This window comes from Cupriavidus sp. 8B, from assembly GCF_054589115.1.
Map to the genome: position 1 here is coordinate 15,200 of NZ_BAAILO010000125.1, position 21,523 is coordinate 36,722.

Annotated in this window: 14 protein-coding genes and 3 pseudogenes; 9 read left to right on the forward strand and 8 right to left on the reverse strand. The window is 62.5% G+C overall.

Annotated elements, in window-relative coordinates; genetic code table 11:
• Positions 1 to 28 precede the first annotated feature (28 nt).
• From ACYP5B_RS13175 to ACYP5B_RS13185, 3 genes are all read right to left on the reverse strand, one after another.
• Entirely contained in the window at positions 29 to 1,894 is a 1,866-nt protein-coding gene (locus ACYP5B_RS13175) for an amidohydrolase (protein ID WP_400099595.1), read from the reverse strand.
• Between the two features lie 81 nt (positions 1,895 to 1,975).
• Entirely contained in the window at positions 1,976 to 2,965 is a 990-nt protein-coding gene (locus ACYP5B_RS13180) for an alpha/beta fold hydrolase (protein ID WP_459569926.1), read from the reverse strand.
• A gap of 116 nt (positions 2,966 to 3,081) precedes the next feature.
• Positions 3,082 to 3,768, reverse strand: a complete 687-nt coding sequence (locus tag ACYP5B_RS13185; protein WP_045239908.1) for a hydrolase — start codon at positions 3,766 to 3,768, stop codon at positions 3,082 to 3,084.
• 521 nt (positions 3,769 to 4,289) lie between these two features.
• Between ACYP5B_RS13185 and ACYP5B_RS13190 the strand changes: the two genes are divergently transcribed.
• Positions 4,290 to 4,898: a response regulator transcription factor gene (locus ACYP5B_RS13190; protein WP_400099606.1), complete on the forward strand. Its 609-nt coding sequence runs from the start codon at positions 4,290 to 4,292 to the stop codon at positions 4,896 to 4,898.
• A 34-nt stretch (positions 4,899 to 4,932) separates the two neighbouring features.
• Here the strand turns inward: ACYP5B_RS13190 and ACYP5B_RS13195 are convergent, their stop codons facing one another.
• Positions 4,933 to 10,440 (reverse strand): trifunctional serine/threonine-protein kinase/ATP-binding protein/sensor histidine kinase, encoded by a 5,508-nt coding sequence (locus ACYP5B_RS13195; RefSeq protein ID WP_459569927.1) that lies wholly within the window; start codon positions 10,438 to 10,440, stop codon positions 4,933 to 4,935.
• A 328-nt stretch (positions 10,441 to 10,768) separates the two neighbouring features.
• Entirely contained in the window at positions 10,769 to 11,176 is a 408-nt protein-coding gene (locus ACYP5B_RS13200; RefSeq protein WP_400099602.1) for an LLM class flavin-dependent oxidoreductase, read from the reverse strand.
• 388 nt (positions 11,177 to 11,564) lie between these two features.
• On the opposite strand from ACYP5B_RS13200, the gene ACYP5B_RS13205 reads away from it, so the two are divergent.
• From ACYP5B_RS13205 to ACYP5B_RS13215, 3 genes and pseudogenes are all read left to right on the forward strand, one after another.
• The gene (locus tag ACYP5B_RS13205; RefSeq protein ID WP_459569928.1) at positions 11,565 to 11,810 is read left to right on the forward strand and encodes a helix-turn-helix domain-containing protein; all 246 of its coding nucleotides are present in this window, start codon (positions 11,565 to 11,567) and stop codon (positions 11,808 to 11,810) included.
• 140 nt (positions 11,811 to 11,950) lie between these two features.
• A pseudogene (locus ACYP5B_RS13210) lies at positions 11,951 to 12,162 on the forward strand (IS5/IS1182 family transposase); the annotation flags it as partial.
• 194 nt (positions 12,163 to 12,356) lie between these two features.
• Positions 12,357 to 13,337, forward strand: a pseudogene (locus tag ACYP5B_RS13215) (TonB-dependent siderophore receptor); the annotation flags it as partial.
• A 344-nt stretch (positions 13,338 to 13,681) separates the two neighbouring features.
• On the opposite strand, the gene ACYP5B_RS13220 reads toward ACYP5B_RS13215, so the two are convergent.
• A complete protein-coding gene (locus ACYP5B_RS13220; protein WP_459569929.1) occupies positions 13,682 to 14,878 on the reverse strand; it encodes an IS110 family RNA-guided transposase in 1,197 nt (398 codons plus the stop codon).
• Between the two features lie 159 nt (positions 14,879 to 15,037).
• On the opposite strand from ACYP5B_RS13220, the pseudogene ACYP5B_RS13225 reads away from it, so the two are divergent.
• Both ACYP5B_RS13225 and ACYP5B_RS13230 read left to right on the forward strand, forming a co-directional pair.
• A pseudogene (locus ACYP5B_RS13225) lies at positions 15,038 to 15,391 on the forward strand (TonB-dependent receptor domain-containing protein); the annotation flags it as partial.
• A gap of 67 nt (positions 15,392 to 15,458) precedes the next feature.
• The gene (locus tag ACYP5B_RS13230; protein ID WP_459569931.1) at positions 15,459 to 16,079 is read left to right on the forward strand and encodes a TonB-dependent receptor; all 621 of its coding nucleotides are present in this window, start codon (positions 15,459 to 15,461) and stop codon (positions 16,077 to 16,079) included.
• 225 nt (positions 16,080 to 16,304) lie between these two features.
• On the opposite strand, the gene ACYP5B_RS13235 is transcribed toward ACYP5B_RS13230, so the two are convergent.
• Positions 16,305 to 16,619, reverse strand: a complete 315-nt coding sequence (locus tag ACYP5B_RS13235; protein ID WP_459570008.1) for an HU family DNA-binding protein — start codon at positions 16,617 to 16,619, stop codon at positions 16,305 to 16,307.
• Between the two features lie 99 nt (positions 16,620 to 16,718).
• Positions 16,719 to 17,315, reverse strand: coding sequence for a helix-turn-helix domain-containing protein (locus ACYP5B_RS13240; protein ID WP_400102274.1), 597 nt, complete (start codon positions 17,313 to 17,315; stop codon positions 16,719 to 16,721).
• Positions 17,316 to 17,403: 88 nt separating this feature from the next.
• Between ACYP5B_RS13240 and kbl the strand changes: the two genes are divergently transcribed.
• The 3 genes from kbl to ACYP5B_RS13255 all read left to right on the forward strand — a co-directional run bounded on the left by kbl (position 17,404) and on the right by ACYP5B_RS13255 (position 21,470).
• Entirely contained in the window at positions 17,404 to 18,606 is a 1,203-nt protein-coding gene (gene kbl, locus ACYP5B_RS13245) for a glycine C-acetyltransferase (protein ID WP_459569932.1), read from the forward strand.
• Positions 18,603 to 19,577 (forward strand): NAD-dependent epimerase/dehydratase family protein, encoded by a 975-nt coding sequence (locus tag ACYP5B_RS13250; RefSeq protein WP_459569933.1) that lies wholly within the window; start codon positions 18,603 to 18,605, stop codon positions 19,575 to 19,577. Before kbl ends, ACYP5B_RS13250 begins: the two co-directional genes overlap by 4 nt.
• A 474-nt stretch (positions 19,578 to 20,051) precedes the next feature.
• A complete protein-coding gene (locus tag ACYP5B_RS13255; protein ID WP_400102271.1) occupies positions 20,052 to 21,470 on the forward strand; it encodes an amino acid permease in 1,419 nt (472 codons plus the stop codon).
• Positions 21,471 to 21,523 lie beyond the last annotated feature (53 nt).

A 21,523-nucleotide genomic window follows, 5' to 3' on the forward strand; every position in this document is an offset into this window, starting at 1 on the left:
GGCCGCTCTCCGATGTGGTCAACGTGGATCAGAATGCCCAGCACGAGCAGCCCAGCGCGCCCCAGAACGTGCTTTCGTCCGACGTCGGCACGCCCGAGGTCCACGCCTTTGCATGCGCATGGCCATGCACGCCGCACGAACTGGCGCAGCCGCACGCGGTGTTCAGCGCCAGCGCCTTCGCTTGAGGGCGCGGCTGATACTGGCTGCCATGGCGGGCCGGCGACCAGTCCGGCATGGCCGGCGGAATCTCCGGCGACAGCTTGCCGAACTCGCTATCGCCATAGACCACTTTGCCGCCGAGGATCGTCATCACCGAGGTGATGTCCTGGATCTCGTCACCCGGCACGCTGAAGTAGTCCTGCGACAGCACCGCCAGGTCGGCCAGCTGACCCACCTTGATCTGGCCCTTCTTGCCCACTTCAGACGAGAACCACGTGTTGGCTTCGGTCCACAGCCGCAGCGCCGTGTCGCGGTCCAGCAGGTTGGCCTGCGGATACATCGACATGCCGCCGACGGTCTTGCCGGTGGTCAGCCAGTACAGCGACACCCACGGGTTGTAGGACGCCACGCGCGTCGCGTCCGTGCCGGCACCGACCTTGACGCCCTTCTCGAGCATCTTCTTGATCGGCGGCGTGGCTTCGGCGGCGCGGGCGCCATAGCGCTCGACGAAGTACTCGCCCTGGTATGCCATGCGGTGCTGCACGGCAATGCCGCCGCCCAGCGCGGCGATGCGGTCTATATTGCGGTCGCTGATGGTCTCGGCGTGGTCGAAGAACCAGTTCAGGCCGTCAAACGGGATGTCCTTGGCGACTTTCTCGTAGACGTCCAGCGCACGCGTGATGGTCTCGTTGTAGGTGGCATGCAGGCGCCACGGCCAGCGCTTTTCCGCCAGCAGGCGGATAACCGGCTCCAGATCGGCTTCCATCGACGGCGCCATGTCGGGGCGCTCGACACGGAAGTCCTCGAAGTCGGCCGCCGTGTAGACCAGCATTTCGCCGGCGCCATTGTGGCGGTAGAGGTCATCGCCCTGGCCTGGCTTGACGGTCGACGTCCAGGTCTTGAAGTCGCTCAGTTCTTCCTTCGGCTTCTGCGTGAACAGGTTGTACGCCAGCCGCACCGTGAGCTGCCCGTCCTTGTGCAGCTCCTCGATGATGTTGTAGTCCTCGGGGTAGTTCTGATAGCCGCCGCCGGCATCGATCACGCCGGTCACGCCCAGCCGGTTCACCTCGCGCATGAAGTGGCGCGTGGAGTTCTTCTGGTATTCGGGCGGCAGCTTCGGCCCCTTGGCGAGCGTCGCATAGAGAATCGTCGCGTTCGGCTTGGCCAGCAGCAGCCCTGTGGGATTGCCGCGCGCGTCGCGCACGATCTCGCCACCCGGCGGATTCGGCGTGTCCTTGTTGTAGCCCACTGCGCGCAGCGCGGCGCCGTTCAGGATGGCGCGGTCATAGAGGTGCAGGATGAATACCGGGGTATCGGGCGCCACGGCGTTCAGTTCCTCGATGGTTGGCAAGCGTTTTTCCACGAACTGGTGTTCCGTGAACCCGCCGACCACGCGCACCCATTGTGGGGCGGGCGTGCGCGCCACCTGTTCCTTGAGCACGCGCATCGCATCGGCCAGCGAACGCACACCGTCCCAGCGCAACTCCATGTTGTAGTTCAGGCCGCCGCGGATGATGTGCATGTGGCTGTCAATCAGCCCGGGAATGGCCCGCCGGCCGTTCAGGTCGATCACGTTTGTCTGCGGCCCGGAGAGCTTCATGATGTCCTGGCGCACACCCACCCCCACGAAGCGGCCGTCGCGGATTGCGACCGCGTCGGCCTGCGGGTTGGACTTGTCGAGCGTGGCGAACTTGCCGTTGACGAGGATCAGGTCGGGAGTCGGGTTCGGGGTCATGGCGAGAAGATCCGAAGAGGCTGCCGCACCGAGGGCGGCAGCAGAGGCGATGAATTGCCGGCGGGTAACTGACATCGCGGCTTAGCTGTTCAGAAAGGCAAGCAGGTCGGCATTGACCTGATCGGCGTTGATTACGCACATGCCATGCGATGCGCCCGGGTAGACCTTGAGCGTGGCGTTCTTGACGATCTTGGCCGACAGGCGGGCCGAATTGTCGATGGGCACGATCTGGTCGTCGTCACCATGCAGGATCAGCGTCGGCACGGTGATTTTCTTCAGGTCCTCGGTGTAGTCTACCTCTGAGAACTCCTTGATGCATGCGTACTGGCCCAGAATGCCACCGGTCATGCCCTGTGCCCAGAACGCATCGATGGTGCCCTGCGAAACCTTTGCGCCGGGGCGGTTGGAGCCGAAGAAGGGCGTAGTCAGGTCCTTGTAGAACTGCGAGCGGTTCTCCGTCACGTTCTTGCGGATGCTGTCGAACACTTCCATCGGCAGCCCGTTCGGGTTGGCCGCGGTCTTGAGCATGATTGGCGGCACCGCGCCGATTAATACCGCCTTGGCCACGCGCTTCGTGCCATGACGGCCGATGTAGTGCGCCACTTCGCCGCCGCCGGTGGAGTGGCCAACCAGTGTGGCGCCTTTGATGTCGAGGGCGTCCAGCAGCGCGGCCAGGTCGTCGGCGTAGGTGTCCATGTTGTTGCCCTGCGCGGGCTGGTCCGAACGGCCATGGCCGCGACGGTCATGGGCGATCACGCGAAAGCCCTTCTGCACCAGGTACAGCATCTGGGCGTCCCAGGCGTCGGCATTGAGCGGCCAGCCGTGCGAGAACACTACCGGGCTGCCCGTGCCCCAGTCCTTGTAGAAGATGCGCGTGCCGTCTTTGGTCGTGACGTAGTGGCCCTGCTTCGTGGCGCGGCTGCTGGCCGGCGCGGCTTGCGCGGCCGTGGGCGTCAGTGCGGCAAGCGACGCCACCGATGCGGCCGCGGCGCCAACAGTGCTACCTACCAGCAGTTGCCGGCGCGATGCATCGATGTTGTGACCGTGTTCCTGGGTGTGTTCTATTTGCATGATTAGGGCTAGCCGAAAGTTGGCTCGAAATGCTGGATGAAAGAGATCGCTGGTTGCATCGGCCTATACACGGAAATCGTGCGTAGGCCGATGACTATCTTCTTCTTGATCAGCGTTTAGCGTGCGGGCACCGGGGCGATGGATTCGTGCCCCGTAGCCGTGCGCTGGGCGGCCTTGTGGACCATCGTGTACGCGTAGTCGACACCCATGCCATAGGCGCCCGAGTGTTCCTTCACCAGCTTCATTACGGCGTCATAGGTGTCGCGGTGGGCCCAGTCGCGTTGCCATTCGAGCAGCACCTGCTGCCAGGTCACCGGCACCACGCCGGCCTGGACCATGCGTTGCATGGCGTAGTCGTGGGCTTCCTTGCTGGTGCCGCCCGAGGCGTCGGCGACCATGTAGATCTCGTAGTTGCCTTCGAGCATGGCGCACAGCGCGAAGGTGGTGTTGCAGACCTCAGTCCACAGGCCGGCCACGATCACCTTGTTGCGGCCGTTGGCCTTGAGCGCATCGCGCACCTTCTGGTCGTCCCACGAGTTCATCGAGGTGCGCTCCAGCGTCTTCTGGTCCGGGAACACGTCGAGCAGTTCCGGATAGGTGAAGCCCGAGAACGACTCGCTCTCGACGGTGGTGATCGTCGTCGGGATATTGAAGATCTTTGCCGCCTTGGCCAGGCCGACGACGTTGTTCTTCATCGCCTGGCGGTCCATCGACTGGACGCCGAAAGCCATCTGCGGTTGATGGTCGATGAAGATCAGCTGGCTGTTCTGCGGGGTGAGGACTTCAAGATTGGGATTGGACATTGCGTGCTCCTGTTGGGGGCGAGAGTAGGGCTGCCGCGGCACCAGCCGCCGCGACAGAGCCGCGTCGGGGCGGCTAGGCATAAGGGCCGCGACTGGCGTTTGTATCCGAATCGCAACCTGACGCAAGAATAGTCGGCGCTGTCGGTCATGGCCATTGTCGATTCGTATTAGTCGTGCGCGGCCTTGGTTTCATCGCGACGCCGCCAGGGCCGTGCCACAGCAAACGGGAATAGCTTCGCCGGCCCTTGCGGCGTGGGGGAGACATAGCTGTGTGCGACTCTGATGTGCCGCACCCTGCATACTGGCTGGCTGGGGCTGGCTCCAAGATCCACGCCGAACTAACCCCATGGTATAAGTATTCAGGACCCCGGCAATGTGATGTAATATAAAGTTTTGCTGGGGTCATGCCAAATTGGCGTGAGTGGGCCTGCCCAGACCCCGCGTACCGATGAGTGCACTGGAGATTGACTGTGACAATCGACAGCTTCGTAACCGCGGACACCAGTGCGAGTGATGAAGCGATGGTGCTAATCGTTGATGACGACGCGATGCTTCGCGGCGCGTTGGAGAACCTCTTCCGATCAGTCGGGATGCGCGTCGCACTGTTCGCATCCGCTGCCGAACTGCTAGCATTCGCGTTCCCGGACGCGCCCACTTGCCTTCTGCTCGATGTCAGGCTCCGCGGGCAGAGTGGCCTGGACCTACAGACTCGGCTGTCCCAAATGGACATCCAAATCCCAATCATTTTTATGACTGGTTACGGCGACATCCCCATGACCGTTGCCGCTATGAAGGCTGGTGCTGAGGATTTTCTGGCGAAGCCATTCCGCGAGCAGGACCTGCTCGATGCCGTGGCGGCTGCCTTGCAAAAGGATCAGCATCGCCGCCATGGCATGCGTAAGCTGGATGAACTGCGAGCCAACTACCAGAGCCTGACGCCGCGTGAGGGCGAGGTCATGCGCATGGCGGTGACCGGTCTGCTAAACAAGCAGATCGCTAGCGAGCTAAGTATCAGCGAGGTCACCGTGAAAATTCATCGCGGCCAGGCCATGCGCAAGATGAAGGCACGCACCTTTGCCGAGCTTGTATTGATGGCACAGCAGCTCGGCATTTGCGAGTCGCCGCTTTGAGTCCCTGTAGCCTCCCGCCGTCGGCGGGAGGCATCTAGTCTTGACGCTGCAGGGTGAACTGAAACACGGCGCCGTAAGGCACATTGGGGCTCGCCCACAGCCGCCCTCCGTGTGCCTCGATGATCAACCGGCAGATCGCCAGACCCATGCCCAGACCCTCCGCCTTGGTAGTGAAGAAGGTCTGGAAAACCCGCTCCAGATCTTGGGGCTCCAGCCCGATGCCAGCATCCTGAACGGCAACCAGCACAGCCCCCGATGCGTCGAGGCGCGACCGAATCAGCAGTTCCCGCGGCCGCTCTGCCACCTCTTTCATTGCCTCGATGCTATTCATCATCAGGTTCAGGAGCACCTGCTGCAACTGCACCCGGTCACCCACAACCGGCGGCAGGTCAGGCGCCAGCTCCGTCCGGAGCAGGACTTGATGGCGGCCTACCTCTCCCTGGATCAGGGCATTCGTGTCTTCGATAAGGGTGTTCATGTCAAGGCGCGCCGTGACGACGGCCGTCTTCTTCAGCAGCGCACGCATTCCTCCAATCACTGCGCCAGCCCGATGGCCATCCTGAACGATGCGCCCCAACGTCTCTCGCACCTCGCCGAGATCGGGCGGCTGGCGAGCGATCCAGCGCAGGGCCGCATTGGCGTTGGTGACGATGGCGGTCAACGGCTGGTTGACCTCGTGAGCGATCGAGGCTGTCAGCGCGTTCAACGTCGTCACGCGGGTAACGTGTGCAAGTTCGGCCTGTGCCTGGTGCAGCGCCTGCTCGGCGCGCTTGCGCTCGGTTAGATCAAGTATGTAGGAGACACCTTGGTCCCCACCCTCTTCGAATGTCGCGCACCCTAGCAGGACGAGCACGCGGCTTCCATCCTTGCGGAAGAACTCTTTTTCGAACGGCGGCAAGGTCCCGCTGATCCGAAGGTCCTGGACCAACCTTGCGTCACGCTCGCGCCAGTCCGGGGGCGTCAGGTCCGTCCAGCGCAAAGGGGCTGAGGCGAGGTCCTCGCGGTCGTAGCCCAGCATGCGGAGGAACGCGTCATTGGCCTCGAGGATTCGGCCGTCCATGTGCCAGATGCAGATCCCGATGATGTTGGCCTCGACCAAGCGCTGAATCTTCGCTTCGCGTTGTGCGAGATCCCGGTACAAACAAGTAATCTCCAGCGCGGTCGCCGCCTGCGAGGCGAGCAGCTTCAGCACGGTGGTGCGGGTTGGCACGAAGACGCGTGGCGCGAGGTTGTTCTCGAGGTAGAGCACACCGACGAGCTTGGCCTGCGTAAGCAACGGGAGGCAGAGAACGGATCGGGCATGATGCCGCAGAATGTACGGATCGGCGGAAAATGGGTTCTGTGTCGCGGCATTGTGGAGAATGATGTTCTCGCGGGTGCGCAGGACATAGTGGAGCATTGATACCGGCAGCGCAGTCGCAGTCACGCTCTCGTCGCGGAGCTGCACCGTGACAGTATCGCCACCGGTCGCAGCCTCTGCCGCAATGCGCTGCTCGTCCCCTCGGGGCAAGATCAGCAGCCCCCGTTCCGCGCCGGCCTGTTCAATCGCGGTGCGCATGAGTGTGTCGAGTAACTTGTCCAGGACGATCTCGCCCGAGACCGCCTGCGACACGGCAATCACGGTGGCGAGGTCCAGGTGTTCGACCGGTGCGCCGATTGTCATCGTCGGTGCGGGCGCCCGCTCTTCCCCACAGAGGTGCGGATACAACGCATCAAGTTGCCGCACCTTACCATCGGCGCCCCAGCGGAGATAGCTGTGGCGGGCGTCCTGCAAATACACGCGTGCAACCTTCTCGAAGCCACGGCCGGCATAGAACCGCGCGGCCAACTCGTTGGCGAGCGCCTGGTTATGGATGAAATCATTGTCCTGTGCGGAGCGGATGGCCTGCTCGTAGAGGCCCATCGCATCAACTTCGCGCCCATCTAGGCGGGCGATTTCCGCGCCAACCAATGCGGCTCTGTTCTCGAAATTCTCTGGGCAATGCTCGGCCCAGATCAGGAGCTGGCGATGATGGGCGGCCAATGCCTCCAGGTGCTGGGCCCGTTGTGGCGCGTCGGCCGTGCCGCAGCATGCGGCCCGCGCCAACGCGGCGTAGAAGTGGTATTCCGCCTGCTCGAAGAACGATGGCGATGTCCAGAGGAGACGTTTTGCCCTGTCCGCCGCCGCTATGGCGGCTGGGTGGTCGTCGGCGAGGAAGCGTGCCTCCAGTTTTCGGATCCAGTACCAGCAGGTGGCGAGCGTGGGGCCCGGAGCCTCATCCAGATACCGCTCAAACTGCTGCTCGTCGAACTCATCATCATCGAAGACCCCGAAGACCGGGGTCAGGCCGCGCAGAGTTCGCGCTAGCTGGAGCTGGGGGGTAGCCCGGTCGACGGCGAGACCGAACCTCGCCCGGCGCGCGAAGTCGATCGTGGCCTCAGCTTCGTTCTGCACCTCGGCAAGCGGATCGCCGCACGCGAGCAACTGCGTAATGAGGTTGTTGCGCGCGAAGGACGCGTAGGTGAGGTCACCGAGCTTGCTGGCCACGTCGAAAGCGCGCCGCACCAGGCTGCGCGCGGCTCGGATGGGTTGTGTCCATTGCATCACGTGGCCCCCGAAAGCCTGGTAGACGCGGGCCCTGAAACGGTCCAGCCCGCGCTGCTCGACCAGGTTCAGGCCGAGCTGGCCGAAGCGGAATGCCGCCTTGTAGCAGCCGGATTGAGGCCCCAGGATCATGCCGAGCCAGGTATAGGCGAGGCACGACGCGTCGCTGTTGCCATGCTCGAGGCTGAGGTTTGCCATCCGTCCGATGATGAGGGAGCCCAAGTTCACGTCGGTATACCAGGCCGGCAGCATTAGCGCAGTCAGGACATCCATCGTCTCGCTCGCGACCGCATTGGTCAGCAGCGGTAGGTCGAGCAGCGCCTCGATCGGGCGGTCGCCAAGCTGCCGCCACATCCGATCGTATTCCTGTAGAACCTCCTCATCTGTCGGGTGTGCCGAACATTGGATGCCGGCGCGGCACAGGTAGTCGAGGCCCACCTCGACGGCGCGCTCGCGCTGGCCGATGGCCAGAAACAGCTCCAGCCGCAGCTGGGTGACGGAGGCTAGATCGGGGAGGCTGGCGGCACGGCGCGCGAGCTCGGCCAGGCGCGCGTCCGCCGCGGCCGACGCGCCGGTCAGAAATTCGCATTCGGCGAGGTGGAACTCGAACGCGAAAGCAAACTTGGGCCGGTGCTTCCAGGCGTCCCCCTGCACGAGCGCTGCACCGGCGGTGAGATAGGTCAGCGCCGAGGCGTAGGCCGTGGACGCCTTGGCGCGCTGGCCTGCGAGCAGATTCAGCTCAGCCACTTGCTCCCGCTCCTCGGCCGCAGTGACGAGGTCGGCGCCGCGGTTGAGCTGGCCGACGATATCGAAGACACGCTCCGCTATTGCCTCAGGCGGCGTGCCCGCAGCGAGCCGTCTGCCAATAGCGAGGTGCGCTGCCGGCCGCGCGCCTTCAGGAATCAGCGCGTAGGCCGCCTCCTGGATACGATCGTGCAGGAATCTGTAGGTATTTCCCAAACGCAACACATGTCCGGCGCGTACCGCTGGCCACAGAGACGCGTCAAGCTCCGCCTCGCTGGCATCCTGGACCATGGCCAGGATAGCGATCGTCGCGTCATTGCCGAGACACGCCAACTGCTTCAGAGCGTTGCGGGTCGCCGCGGGAAGGCGCCTCAGCTTGGCGAGCATGAGATCGGCCACATTGTCGGTGAAGCCCTTGGCCCGAATCTGCTCAAGGTCCCAAGACCAGCGCGCGCCATGATGATCGAAAACGAGCAGCCCTTCTTCGGTCAGGGCGGTGAGGAACTGGATGGCGAAAAATGGGTTACCGCCGGTCTTCTCCTGCACTAGGCGGGCCAGAGGTGCGGCGTCCCCTGGTGCGCAATGCAAGGCATCGGCGACGAGTCTGCTTACATCGTCGAACCCAAGGGGGGAAAGTGCGATGTCATTTACCCGCGCTCCGGCCTGGCGGATTGCCGACAATCGCAGTAGCAACGGATGTCCGGGCTTGACGTCGTTATTCCGATAGGCTCCGATAAGCAGCACGTGGCGTACCTCCGGCTGGGTCGCCAGATACTCGAGCAGATCAAGTGTTGCCGCATCCACCCACTGCAGGTCGTCTAGAAAGAGTGCCAGCGGATGCGCGGGTTGGGCAAAGACGGCAAGCAGGCGCTGGAAAACCATCTGGAATCGGTGCTGTTCGTCGCGCGGCGGCAGCTCCGGAACCGGCGCCTGCGGCCCTAGAATCAGCCCGAGCTCGGGTATGAGCGACACCATGAGGCCGCCATTCGGGCCAAGCGCCTCCGCCAGTGCGGCGCGCCATGGCGCCAAGTCGGCCTCGCTCTTGCCCAGTAGTGGGCGGATCAGATTTTGGAAAGCCTGTGCCAAAGTCGCATACGGGATGTCTCGCTTGTACTGATCGAACTTGCCCGAGGCAAAGAGGCCATTCCTGAGAACCAGTGCGCTGCGCAACGCAAGCACGGCCGAGGTCTTCCCAACACCGGCGTAGCCGGAGACCAGCACAATCTCTGGCGTGCCCTGGGTCACCACCCTATGGAAGGCAGCGAGCAAGGTCTCAATCTCGCGCTCCCGTCCGTAGAGCCGTTCCGGAATCAACGGCCGATCAGGGAGGTCATGCTCACCAAGCGGGAAGGAGTCAACGCGTCCCAGGCTTTCCCATGCGGTCAGGCTGCGCCGTAGATCGGCCTCCAGCCCAGCTGCCGTCTGGTAGCGCTCCTCCGCCGTCTTGGCGAGCAGCTTCATCACCATGGCGGAGAGCAAGGCCGGGATCGATGGTACCCGCTCCGCCGGCGGCACTGGCTGCCGGGCGAGATGGCTGTGCAACAGATCCGTTGGGTCGTCGGTGGCAAACGGTAGCACGCCCGTGAGCATTTGATAGAACGTGACGCCGAGCGAATAGAGGTCGCTCCGCGCGTCGATTGGCCGGTTCATGCGTCCGGTCTGCTCGGGGGCCATGTAGGCCAGCGTGCCGGCGATCTCTCCCGGTGGCGCCAGTAGCTGGCGCTCGCGCGACAGGCGCGAGGCAATGCCGAAGCCCGTGAGCCGTGCCTCGCTAAGGGCATCGTTCACCAGGATATGGGCCGGCTTGAGGTCCTTGTGTATAAGACCCCGCCGGTGGAGCTGGTCCAGGGCCGCGGTGATGCTGACGGCCAGACGCAAGAAACGACCCACCTCCATGGGGGCGCTCAGTAGCCCGGCAAGCGGCTCACCGCCGGGGTCCTCAAGCAGCAAAACAGTCCGCCCATGTTCCCGCACAAGCTCTAGCGGCCGCACTGCCCAACTGGCGTCCAACTCACCCTGTAAGCCGTATTCGTGTGCGAGGCGAGTGAGGCTAGAGGGCAGCGGGTGCTCGGCTGCGGGCCACACAGCCAGCACGGCCTTCGGCTCGCCATCTGGGCCGAGTCGCGAGCCTCGACCGACAACGCGATCGCCGTCCTCCCATGCGACCTGGAAGCCGACGCCCGCCACAGTGCCGAAGGAAAACAATGAGTTCATCTGCTGTGTTCCGCTCTCAAATCGGTAACTGCCTTTGGTGTTTCTGGACCGGATGCATCAGACATAATGCCTCCGCAACCGTCGTACCGGTGAGCTGGTCACGGCGGCCGAGCGAAGCAATTTTGCCACGTTGACGCCTTAACGGTGTTTGACCGCGGTGGCATCGCCATCATCGAACTCGAGAACGATCGTGCATCGCATGTCGGCTCTCCGTCTCTTTGATGCCGAGACGATAATCCGATGCAGGGCGGCATCCCAGGGTTTTTGACGGCTTCCCCGTTGTTCCGGTTATGCACTCTCCTTCGCTGCCGGTGCATAGGGCGCGCTATCAATATGATTGCCTCCCGATTCCGGGTGCCGTAACTTGGGCGCATCCTGCCGGATGCACCCACTCTAGTCGCCGCCCGGTGGCCTTTGCCTTCAGTTCGGCCACTTCCACTTTGGTGCGCGCCAGGTCGATCGCCGGCGTGAACAGGAAGTTGGCGTTCTGGATGACTAAGTCGCGACCTTTGCCCGAACCCGCGGCGTTCAGGATCGGCGGGCGCTCGCCGTGGCACGGCTTGGGCAGCCCGTAGATGTCCTTCAGGCCCGCGCGACCCTGACCGATCTGGTCCAGCGTCGCGATCTGCTTGGCCACCACCGCCGGGTGGTTGGCCGCGGTATGGATGGTGGCAAATACCGTCAGGTTCTTCGTCTGCGCCAGCAGCCCAGCGGCCCATGTGATCGTCTCCAGCACCGAATCGGCAATTGGTGGCAAACGTGCCCAGTACAAAGTCCTAGAAGCTTTCTCATGCGTATCTCCCGGCCAAGTAGCTTTCCTGAAGCATGCGCCGCACGCGAATAATGCGGCGCCCGTACTGCCCTGAAAAACCCGCGCACGCAACGTGCGCCGCGCTGACAATGCCCAAGACCTCGAGTAACTCCACGCCATCCGCGAAAATCGCCCGCACTGCCGAGCAACATCGCTGGCACCTAGCGACGGATGATTTCAGCGTCGAGATCATCTTCATGGGACGGGCCCCATGCCGCGACCACTACCTGATCCGACGCCACCGTCGCGCGCGACGATTCGCACCATTCACCAACTGGGCGAGCGCATTCGAGCCACCCTCGCAGGGGAAGGGATGCCCATTGACCAGGCGGCGAGGCATTGCGGTGTCTCTGTCGGCATGCTGTCCAAGCCCGAAAATGGCAAGGGCGTCAATCTCGAGCATGTCCTGCGGGTGCTGGGCGGACTGGGTTTGACGATGCTGGTCGTATCCAAGGCGCATGCGGCTTGGTGCGGCTCATGCGGCCCAGATCGGCGAGGATGCGGCCAGGGAACAGCATGCCTGGCTGAAACAGTAGAGACGCGATCTGTGATGGTCTAATCAGGATGGGCGTCCTGATCGGTTGGGCGTTGTCGCATAAATCCGGCTGGTGCTAGCTGACGTTTACATGCAACAGCCAGGGTGGCACGTCTGCTAACTTTCCGGGGACTTGCGTAGATTCTCGACTTTTTCCCGAGAAGATGCGCAAGGACGAACACAGGCGAAGCGAGCCGAAAGGTGTCGATCGAGTCAGGAACTGGGCGAGCTACAACGCTGGCTTGATTGCGAGAGGCGACGTGACGATGCGGATTGACGAAGGCGTACTGGGCACGGCGCCCGAGGACACATCGCCCAGGCGGGGGCGGCCGCTGGGCGGCCGCACGTATACTCGGACGCAGCGATTCAGATGCTGAGCACCTAGACGGGCGTATTCGCCAGCGTCATTCCCCTCCGGCGCCCAGCGCATCTCGACTCTGTAGCTGCGCCGGCACAGCCGTTACCACAAGTTTGGTCGCTCAACAGCAATCCCTTTCAAAACATATGGAATGAGAATCAATCGTATTTAATTGGGTACATTAGACGGTTGATGTTTTCTTGATTGCCGTCATGGTTGTTTTCCCATTTTCCGTTCGCCGCTTCGCCTGGCATGCCGGCCTCGCGCTGCTCCCCGTTGCCCAGGCCGTCCACGCCGCATCGCAGGACGCGGCCGCACCGACGGAACTGCCTGAAGTGCGCGTCAGCGCCAGCACTGGCGGGTACATGCCATCCGTCGCCAGCGGCGCCACCCGAACAGAAACGCCGCTACACGAGGTACCGCAGTCGGTTCGCGTCGTGACTTCGCAACTGATCGACGACCTGGGTGCAACGCGCTTGTCCGAAACCGTGGACTATGTCAGCGGTATTGCCCGCCTGAACGATTTTGGTGGTACCTGGGACAATTACGCGATCCGCGGCTTCAGCAGCACCGATATGGGTTTCCTGGTCAATGGCTTCCCCGGTGCCCGCGGCTATAACCCAATGCGAGACACTGCCACTGTGGATCGGTTCGAGTTCCTGAAAGGCCCAGCTGCAGCGCTCTATGGCAGCAGCGAACCCGGCGGCACCATCAACATCGTTACCAAGAAGCCGCAGTTCACCCGGGCCAATACCGCAGACCTGAGTATCGGCACGCTCGGTTTCCGGCGCGCGGCGCTGGACAGCACCGGCCCAATCACGGAGAACGTGGCCTACCGGCTCAATGTAATGGCCGAAGACGGGGCCAGCCGCAGCTCGCTGCTCGACAACAGCAAGTACCTCGTAGCCCCTGCCTTTGCGTGGGTAATCGACAACAAGACGCTACTGCAGTACGAGGGCGAGTTCATGCGCGCGCGCACGCCGCTGGACCGGGGCCTGATCAACGTCAACGGCCGCATCGACCTGCCTCGCGACCGCGTCTTGGGCGAACCAGGGGACCCCAATCTGCATCTGTCCAGCGACACCCATCAGCTCACACTGGACCGTGAACTGGCTCCTGGCTGGCGCACACGCATCGGCATGAGCTACAAGGAATCGGGCTTCTACGGCGAAGCCGCAGAGTTTGGCAGCCTGCTTCTATGATGAGTCGGAAGGCAAGAATTTTTACGCAAATTGATCCAAATTCCTAATCTAGCTCGCGCTTACCGCAAGCGTCTGTCGCTGTTGTTCACCAGTTTCAAAGTTCCCGGTCATCTTTACGTGAGACTTCGACGTCCCACCAACTTCTATCCGCTGGTATTTGCCCAGCCCAATCCTGCATGCGCGTTGCGCTAAGGCGACCTTGATGCGAGAAGCCCCATCTAGTAGTGTCGGTTGCGTTTGCAACCAGCAGGCTGCACGGGCTTGTCTACTTCGAACTGACTTGCGATAGGACGGACAGGAACAAGCTAATACGTGAGCGTTGCCCGGCCATTCCTTCAAACTGCTGCCACCTCGACAGCTGAACGTTTTAATCCTGTGGTCTTGCTGTTTTTCAGAAGCGCTCCCTCGGGTAGGATTCCATGCGTCAGATAGCGCCACAGAGCGATGACCAGGCGTCGCGCCACCGCTACTATAGCGATGCGCTTGCCCCGCTTGTTCTGGCTATTTCCTTGGGTACGCTGCACGTACCACTGCGTCATCGCACTGCCGGGCTGATAGCGTAACCAGAGCCACGCCATTTCAATAAGCAGAGAACGCACGCGCCGGTTGCCCTGCTTACTGATGCCCTGGTCGACCCGGCTCTGGCCGCTGTCGTACGGCTGCGGCGTCAAGCCGACACAGGCGCCCACCTGCCGGCGGTTGTCAAAGCTGCGCCAGAACAGCTCGAGCACCAGTCGTGTTGCGCCGACCGGGCCGACCGCCTTGAGCCGTTGCAGGTCGGCAATGCGTTTTTGTGCGGGTTCCGGCAATTGCCTGACCAGGTCTTTTTCCAGTGCAGCGAGTTGCTGCTGGGCTAAGGCCAAGCGCTGACACTCCCGGGTCAGCCGCGCATGCAACTGCGTAGGGATTGCCGCGCCGTCGTAGCAGGAAATTTCTCCCTTTGCTAGCCGCTTTGCGATATCGCCTTCGACGTCTTGCCAGCAACCCACTGTTCGCAGCAACTTGCGGATCCGGTCGCTGTGCTGTAGCGCTTCTTTTTGAAGTTCACCCCGGTCGCGCACCAGGTGTCGATGGGCTTCGGTTTCAACGGTCGGTACGTGAATCACGTGCATGCGGTCATGTTCGCCGCGCAGCCAGGCGCGCAGGCACAACACCAGCTTGATCGCGTCGAGCCGGTCGGTCTTGGCCCGCCGCGCGTGCCTCTCCACGGGGATGCTGGCCGGGTCGCAGATCACTACTTCGTATCCTAGCTTCGATAGCGCCCGCTCGATCCAGAAGCCGTCCTGACCAGCCTCGTACAACACGACGGCGCGCACGCCAGGGCTAAGTCCCCATTTCGTCTTGATCTTCTCGATCGCTTGCATTGCTTCGTCCAGGCGGCGTGCCGGAACCTTTGCAGCTACAGTCTGGATCGCGGGCTTCTCCCGTTTGCCGTCGTGCAGGGCGATTTTCCAGGCGCCGTTCGACAGCTCCAGGGCCACTGCCAATACATCTTCTCCGGGCATAGAATGATTGATACGGGTCGGTTGCATGACGTGCTCCAAGGTGAATGGGTTGCACCTTTACTTTAGATCGCTTTGCGTGCGTTACCGACCCGCCTTCATTCATAGTATCTAGCCGATGGTCGCACCCTGACCCGCCGCAACAGCTGGCGCAGCCTGCCATCGCGGGACACCTCGGCACAGGCCGAAGTGGAAGGCAGGTTCCAGACCGGTGGTCTGGGGCACACTGTGCTGGCGGGAGTGGAAGCCTCGCGCCTCTATATGGGCATGGATATCGCCTACTCCAGTGTTGCATCCAACCCGTATGCTATCGACATCTACCAGCCGGTGTACGGCCAGGCGCAGCCGCCGGTGGCGCTGAGCATCAGCACCCGGGAGAATCAGCGCAACCTCGGTGTGTACCTGCAGGACCAGATCGACCTCTCCGAACAATGGAAGCTACTTGCCGGCGTGCGGCTGGACAACTATCACCAGACGGTGGACAACCTGATCACGGCGAAATCCACCAGCCAAAGTCAGAGCGCGGTGTCGCCACGCGTGGGCCTGACTTGGCTGCCGGGCGCGCAGACCTCGCTCTACCTGTCGCTGGGGAAGTCCTTCCAACAGCGGCGTGGACGAGGCGGGGAATGCCTTCGACCCGCAGCACGGCCGGGCGCTGGAGGCCGGCGCAAAGTGGCAGTCTGCCGACCAGCGGCTGGGTGCGACGCTGGCTGTGTTCGATATCGTCAAGCAAAACGTGCTGACCCGCAGCCCCACCAATGCCAACTTCAGCGTGGCTGCAGGCGAGGTACAAAGCCGCGGACTGGAGCTCGATGCGTTCGGCCAACTCGACACGCACTGGCGCGTTAGTGGCAGTTTCGCCCTCATCAACGCCAAAGTGATGGAGGACAACGCAATTGCCGTGGGCACGCGCCTGACCAACATCCCCAAGGTAAGCGCGAGCCTCCTGGCGATCAGAGAGGACGCAATGCCGCTAGGCGGGCGCTACGGTGTGGGCAGCGGCCTGGTCTACGTGGGCTCGCGCTCCGGCAATGCCACCGACACCTATTCGCTGCCTGCCTACGCCACCGTCAAGCTGGTGACATACTGGCAGATTGATAGTCACACCCGAATCTCGCTGGACGTGCACAACCTGTTCAACAAGAATTACTACCCGGCATCATGGGGAAACCTTGCGGTCACCCCGGGCCTGGGCCGGCAGATCGTGGCCGGCCTGCGGTACCAGTTCTGAAGAAGTCCGCTCACGCCCCTGAATCTCTGAATTCCGGAATGTCCGCCTTTGCCGCCGAGTAGCTGCAGTTGATCGGCGACGATCTCGCGTGGACAGCGGGTTCGAGCGCAGCACGCGCCTGAAGATTTCGGGACCTGCAGGTCGGTGAAGAGATATCTATTTCGCCAGCCTGGCGCGAAAAAAAGGAGCCGGGCGGGCTCCATTCTTTCAGCAGGTCGGTACGCCCTACAGCGCGCCATCCTTCAGTTTTTTCAGCGGGCGGACCTTCACCTTGACGGTTGCGGGCTTTGCAGCGAACCACTGATCTTCGCCGGTGAACGGGTTCTTGCCGAAGCGCTTCTTGGTCGCCGGTACTTGCAGGGCCTTGACCTTGAGCAGGCCGGGGAGCGTGAACTCGCCCGCACCCTTCTTGTGCGCCGCGGTCAGGACGGTGTTTTCCAGATGTGCCAGCACGGTCTTGACGGTCTTGGCATCAAGCTCGGTCTGGGCGACCAGGTGAGCCAGCAAGCTCGCCTTGGTGAAGGTTTCCTTCAGCGGCATCTCCACCGGTGCAACCGCAGCTTGACGAATTCGCAAGGGAGCCAGCCCGCGCTCGTGTTGCAGTGCTGGCGTGATCCTGTCGACTTCCGATGAACGGCTTCATTGGGCGTACTCAACGACCAGCAATGCCGTGGCCATGGTTTTTCCAGGATTCGAAATGGCATGCTGAACATCCGCCGGATAGCGCGCGGACTCGCCGTGCCGGACTTTCTTCTCACTGGGGCCGGATTGAACGGTGACGCAGCCGCTCATTACGGACAGATGTTCTTTCGAACCACTCTCATGCGGCTCGGATGCGAGTACGCCGCCAGGATGGATCGACAGCTCATACCATTCCACCCGGCTTGCAAGGTCCACCGGGCCGAGAATCTTCAACTCGCATTTGCCATCCGGGCTTCTGATCACCGGAATCGAGTGAGCAGGAATGACCGTCACGGTTGGCGTCGGCTTGTCGGCCTGCCCGCCGGAAAGGAACTCGGCCAGGCCAATGCCCAAGGCGTTCGCCAATCGCCACAAGACCGCCACCGTGGGATTGGCAAGATTCCGCTCAACCTGCGAAAGCATCGATTTGGATACGCCAGCACGCCGGGACAGCTCGTCGAGGGAGAGCTTGCGTGCCTGGCGAAGCAATTGCAGCCTGGCTCCAATGACGGGGGGGCCTTCTGTGAACGCCTCCGGCGGGGGGACTTGTGTCATGAAATGAAGTCCTGTAAAGTGAACAAAACGTTCGATATACAGAACATGTTCGGTTTATCGATCACCCTCAGTTTACAGGAGCACCGCTGTGCCGACAACAGACGCATTCTACGCAGCCATCCGCCAGGAGCTCGAGTCCATTGAACAAGCCGGTCTGTTCAAGACCGAGCGTATCATCGCCTCCCCCCAGGGCAGCCTTATCAGGACTACCGATGGGAAGGAAGTCATCAACCTGTGCGCTAACAACTACCTGGGCCTCTCGTCCCATCCGGAGGTCGTGGAGGCTGCGCATCGCGCGCTCGGCGAGCGTGGTTTTGGCTTGAGCTCCGTTCGGTTCATTTGTGGTACGCAAGATCTGCACAAGTCGCTCGAGGCGCGTCTCGCGAGCTTTCTCGGCACCGAAGACACGATCCTCTACGGCTCGGCCTTCGATGCAAACGGGGGCCTGTTCGAGACGCTCCTTGGTCCGGACGACGCTGTCATCAGCGACGAACTGAACCACGCGTCCATCATCGATGGCATCCGGCTCTGTAAAGCCAAGCGTTTCCGCTACAAGAACAATGACCTTGAGGATCTTCGCGAGCAGTTGAAGGCGGCCGATGCCGCAGGCGCACGTTTCAAGCTCGTGTTTACCGATGGCGTATTCTCGATGGATGGCACGATTGCCCGGCTCGACGAGATCCGCGAGATCTGCGACGAGTTCGGGGCGCTCCTCGGGATTGACGAGTGCCATGCCACCGGCTTCCTTGGGCAGCGTGGCCGCGGCTCTCACGAACACCGTGGGATCTTCGGAAAGGTCGACATCATCACCGGAACGCTCGGCAAAGCGCTAGGCGGCGCCTCGGGTGGTTTTACGAGTGGGCGAAAGGAAGTCGTGGCATTGCTGCGCCAACGCTCCCGGCCTTATCTTTTCTCGAACACGGTGGCGCCGTGCATCGTGGGCGCGACACTCAAGGTGCTCGACCTGCTCGAAGCCGATACCACGTTGCGAGACAAGCTCGAGCGCAATGCGCGGTACTTCCGCGGCAAGCTCGGCACGCTGGGTTTCGACGTGAAGCTCGGCGACCACCCCATCATTCCCGTCATGGTGTACGACGCGGAAAAGGCGCAGCGACTGTCCCGGCGTCTGCTGGAGCTGGGCGTCTATGTCATCGGTTTCTTCTATCCCGTGGTCCCCAGGGGGCAGGCACGCATCCGCGTGCAGATCAGCGCCTTGCACGACAGCGCCGAGCTGGACCAGGCGTTGGAGGCGTTCGAGATCGCAGGCAAGGAACTGGGGATCATTCAATGACAAAGCCAGCCAGGGTTCTGATCATTGGCGCCAACGGCCAATTGGGAACGGAGTTGGCGTCGGCGCTGGCCGATCGCTATGGCAAGCAGAATGTCGTCACGAGCGACATGGTGCCGCACGGCCGCCACCCGCACCTCACGCATGAAATGCTCGACGTAACCGATCGGGCGCAACTTCGCGATGTCATCGAGCGGCATGGGATCACCCAGATCTATCACTTGGCAGCCGCATTGTCGGCAACGGGAGAGAAGTCGCCCACATGGGCGTGGCAACTCAACATGAACGGCCTGCTGAACGTGCTGGAGGCTGCGCGTCACCAGAGGCTCGACAAGGTATTCTGGCCCAGTTCGATTGCGGCATTCGGCCCGACAACGCCGCCGGACGCCACGCCCCAAAGCACCATCATGGAGCCCAAGACCGTCTACGGCATCTCCAAGCTGGCGGGCGAAGGATGGTGCCGTTGGTACTTTGAGAACCATGGCGTGGATGTCCGGAGCCTGCGGTATCCAGGATTGATTTCCTACAAGACGCCTCCAGGCGGCGGAACCACGGACTACGCAATCGATATCTTCCATTCGGCGCTCAGGGCGCAACCCTATGCCTGCTTTCTGGAGAAAGATGAAGCCCTGCCAATGATGTACATGCCGGACGCCGTTCGCGCGACCATCGAGCTGATGGAGGCGCCTGGCGCCCGCATCTCCGAGCGGGGAAGTTACAACCTTGCGGGCTTGAGCTTCACGCCTGGCGAGATCGCGAACGAGATCCGGCGGCATTGCCCGGGGTTCGATATCAGGTACGAGCCTGATTTCCGTCAGGAGATTGCCGGTGGATGGCCTGACTCTATCGACGACTCGGTAGCCAGGCGGGATTGGAACTGGAGACCTGAATTCGGCCTCAAGGAGATGGTGGCCGACATGCTGAAAAACCTGGCAACGCTGAACCAGGGTAGCGCCTTGGAATGCGTGAGCTGAGACCGGGTTGGCGCAGCAGGCAAAGCCAGGAACCCGGCCGCCGGCCAGCCTCGCGGCATGACAGCAGGCTGCGCGAAGGTCGTTGCACGGCAGCGCGGGAAACGTATTGACAGGGTCGAGACCCAGTGATAGAAGATCGCCTCGATTTCGGACGCTGGGATGCGTTGTCGGGGAATGAAGGCGATCAGGACGATGCGCGATGCCGCGCGGGCGATAGACAAGGCGCGAAGCGCCGGCCGCATCGATCCAAATAACGATTACCAGAGGAGACAACTTATGACCACAGCCGCAAATCCAGCAATCCGACTTTCCGGCCGCCAGGGCCGGCTTCGACATCGGAGGGTTCATGCTGGCGCACTACCGGCGCGAAGCCGGGCAACCCGTTTCCGGAAGGTCATTGCGCGCCGGAACCAATTCACGGGTGAGAGCCATGCTGGTGCTGACAAGCGTTCGCGGGTCTGAGAGGAGATCAATATGACTGACGTAAGGAAACTGCTCGACGAAGAGCGGGCCCACGAGGAGAAGGATCTCCATCGCGGGCTCAAGGACCGGCACATCCAGATGATCGCCATCGGCGGCGCCATCGGTGTCGGACTGTTTCTGGGAGCAGGGCGCGCGATCGCCATCGCCGGCCCGGGACTGATGCTGAGTTATGCCATCGGCGGCGTGGCGATCTTCTTCATCATGCGCGCGCTGGGCGAGCTGCTGCTGTACCGCCCGGTGACCGGATCCTTTGCAACCTACGCCGAGGAGTTTGTCGGCCCCTTTGCCGGCTTCGCCACCGGCTGGTCGTACTGGTTCATGTGGGTGGTCACCGGGATGGCCGAGATCACCGCGGTCGCAGTCTACGTTCACTACTGGTTCCCGGACGTGCCGCAGTGGATACCGGCGCTGGCCACCCTGGCGGTGCTGTACCTGGTGAATTGCATCGCGGTCGCGGTATTCGGCGAGCTGGAATTCTGGTTCGCGCTGATCAAGGTGGTGACCATCATCGCCATGATCGTGATCGGGCTGGCGATCATCTTCTTCGGCGTGACACCGCTCGGCCCGACGGCCAGCTTCTCGAACCTGTGGACGCATGGCGGCTTCATGCCGTTCGGGACGCTCGGCGTGGTGCTGACCTTGCAGATCGTCATGTTCGCCTACCAGGGCGTGGAACTGATCGGTGTCACCGCGGGGGAGGCGCAGAATCCCGAGAAGGTGTTGCCGCATGCGACCAACGGCGTCGTCTGGCGCATCCTGATCTTCTACGTTGGCGCGCTGATCGTCATGATGGCGCTGGTGCCCTGGAATGAACTGAAGCCCGGCGTCAGCCCCTTCGTCTACGTGTTCGAGAGGATCGGCATTCCGGGGGCGGCCGCGATCGTCAATCTGGTCGTCATCACGGCGGCAGCCTCATCTTGCAACAGCGGCATCTTCAGCACGGGGCGCATGCTGTACACGCTGGCGCAGTTTGGCCAGGCGCCGCGCGCCTTCGGCAGGGTCAGCAGCAAGCATGTGCCGTCCACCGCCATCACGTTCTCGGCCGTGCTGATGGGCATCGGCGTGCTGCTCAACTACATCGTGCCGGAGCAGGTCTTCGTCTGGGTCACCAGCATTTCGCTGGTCGGTTCGCTGTGGACCTGGTCGATCATCATGATTGCCCACCTCGGCTATCGCAAGGCAATCGCCGCCGGCCGGGTCAAGGCGGTGGACTTTCGCATGCCTGGCGCGCCTTATGCCAACTGGCTGGTGGTCGCCTTCATGATCGCGGTTGCGGCGCTGCTGTCCCTCGATCCGGGTACCCGGGTGGCGCTCTACGTGGCACCCGTGTGGTTCGCGCTGCTCGGCATCGGCTATCGGCTCACCAAATCGCGCGCGCCGCTTGAGGGGCATGTCCAAAAGTCTGCTTGATCAGTGTCCCGCGCGCTGCCGGTGCTCCCACGCGGCGGCGCGCAGCGCCGGGC

Excerpts from the sequence above, each read along its gene's own strand:
- ACYP5B_RS13235 (WP_459570008.1), bottom strand. The coding sequence starts at position 16,619 with ATGCCGCTGAAGGAAACCTTCACCAAGGCGAGCTTGCTGGCTCACCTG.
- ACYP5B_RS13255 (WP_400102271.1), top strand. The coding sequence starts at position 20,052 with ATGACTGACGTAAGGAAACTGCTCGACGAAGAGCGGGCCCACGAGGAG.
- ACYP5B_RS13175 (WP_400099595.1), bottom strand. The coding sequence starts at position 1,894 with ATGACCCCGAACCCGACTCCCGACCTGATCCTCGTCAACGGCAAGTTC.
- ACYP5B_RS13180 (WP_459569926.1), bottom strand. The coding sequence starts at position 2,965 with ATGCAAATAGAACACACCCAGGAACACGGTCACAACATCGATGCATCG.
- ACYP5B_RS13205 (WP_459569928.1), top strand. The coding sequence starts at position 11,565 with ATGCCCATTGACCAGGCGGCGAGGCATTGCGGTGTCTCTGTCGGCATG.
- ACYP5B_RS13195 (WP_459569927.1), bottom strand. The coding sequence starts at position 10,440 with ATGAACTCATTGTTTTCCTTCGGCACTGTGGCGGGCGTCGGCTTCCAG.
- ACYP5B_RS13220 (WP_459569929.1), bottom strand. The coding sequence starts at position 14,878 with ATGCAACCGACCCGTATCAATCATTCTATGCCCGGAGAAGATGTATTG.
- ACYP5B_RS13240 (WP_400102274.1), bottom strand. The coding sequence starts at position 17,315 with ATGACACAAGTCCCCCCGCCGGAGGCGTTCACAGAAGGCCCCCCCGTC.
- ACYP5B_RS13185 (WP_045239908.1), bottom strand. The coding sequence starts at position 3,768 with ATGTCCAATCCCAATCTTGAAGTCCTCACCCCGCAGAACAGCCAGCTG.
- ACYP5B_RS13190 (WP_400099606.1), top strand. The coding sequence starts at position 4,290 with ATGGTGCTAATCGTTGATGACGACGCGATGCTTCGCGGCGCGTTGGAG.
- ACYP5B_RS13250 (WP_459569933.1), top strand. The coding sequence starts at position 18,603 with ATGACAAAGCCAGCCAGGGTTCTGATCATTGGCGCCAACGGCCAATTG.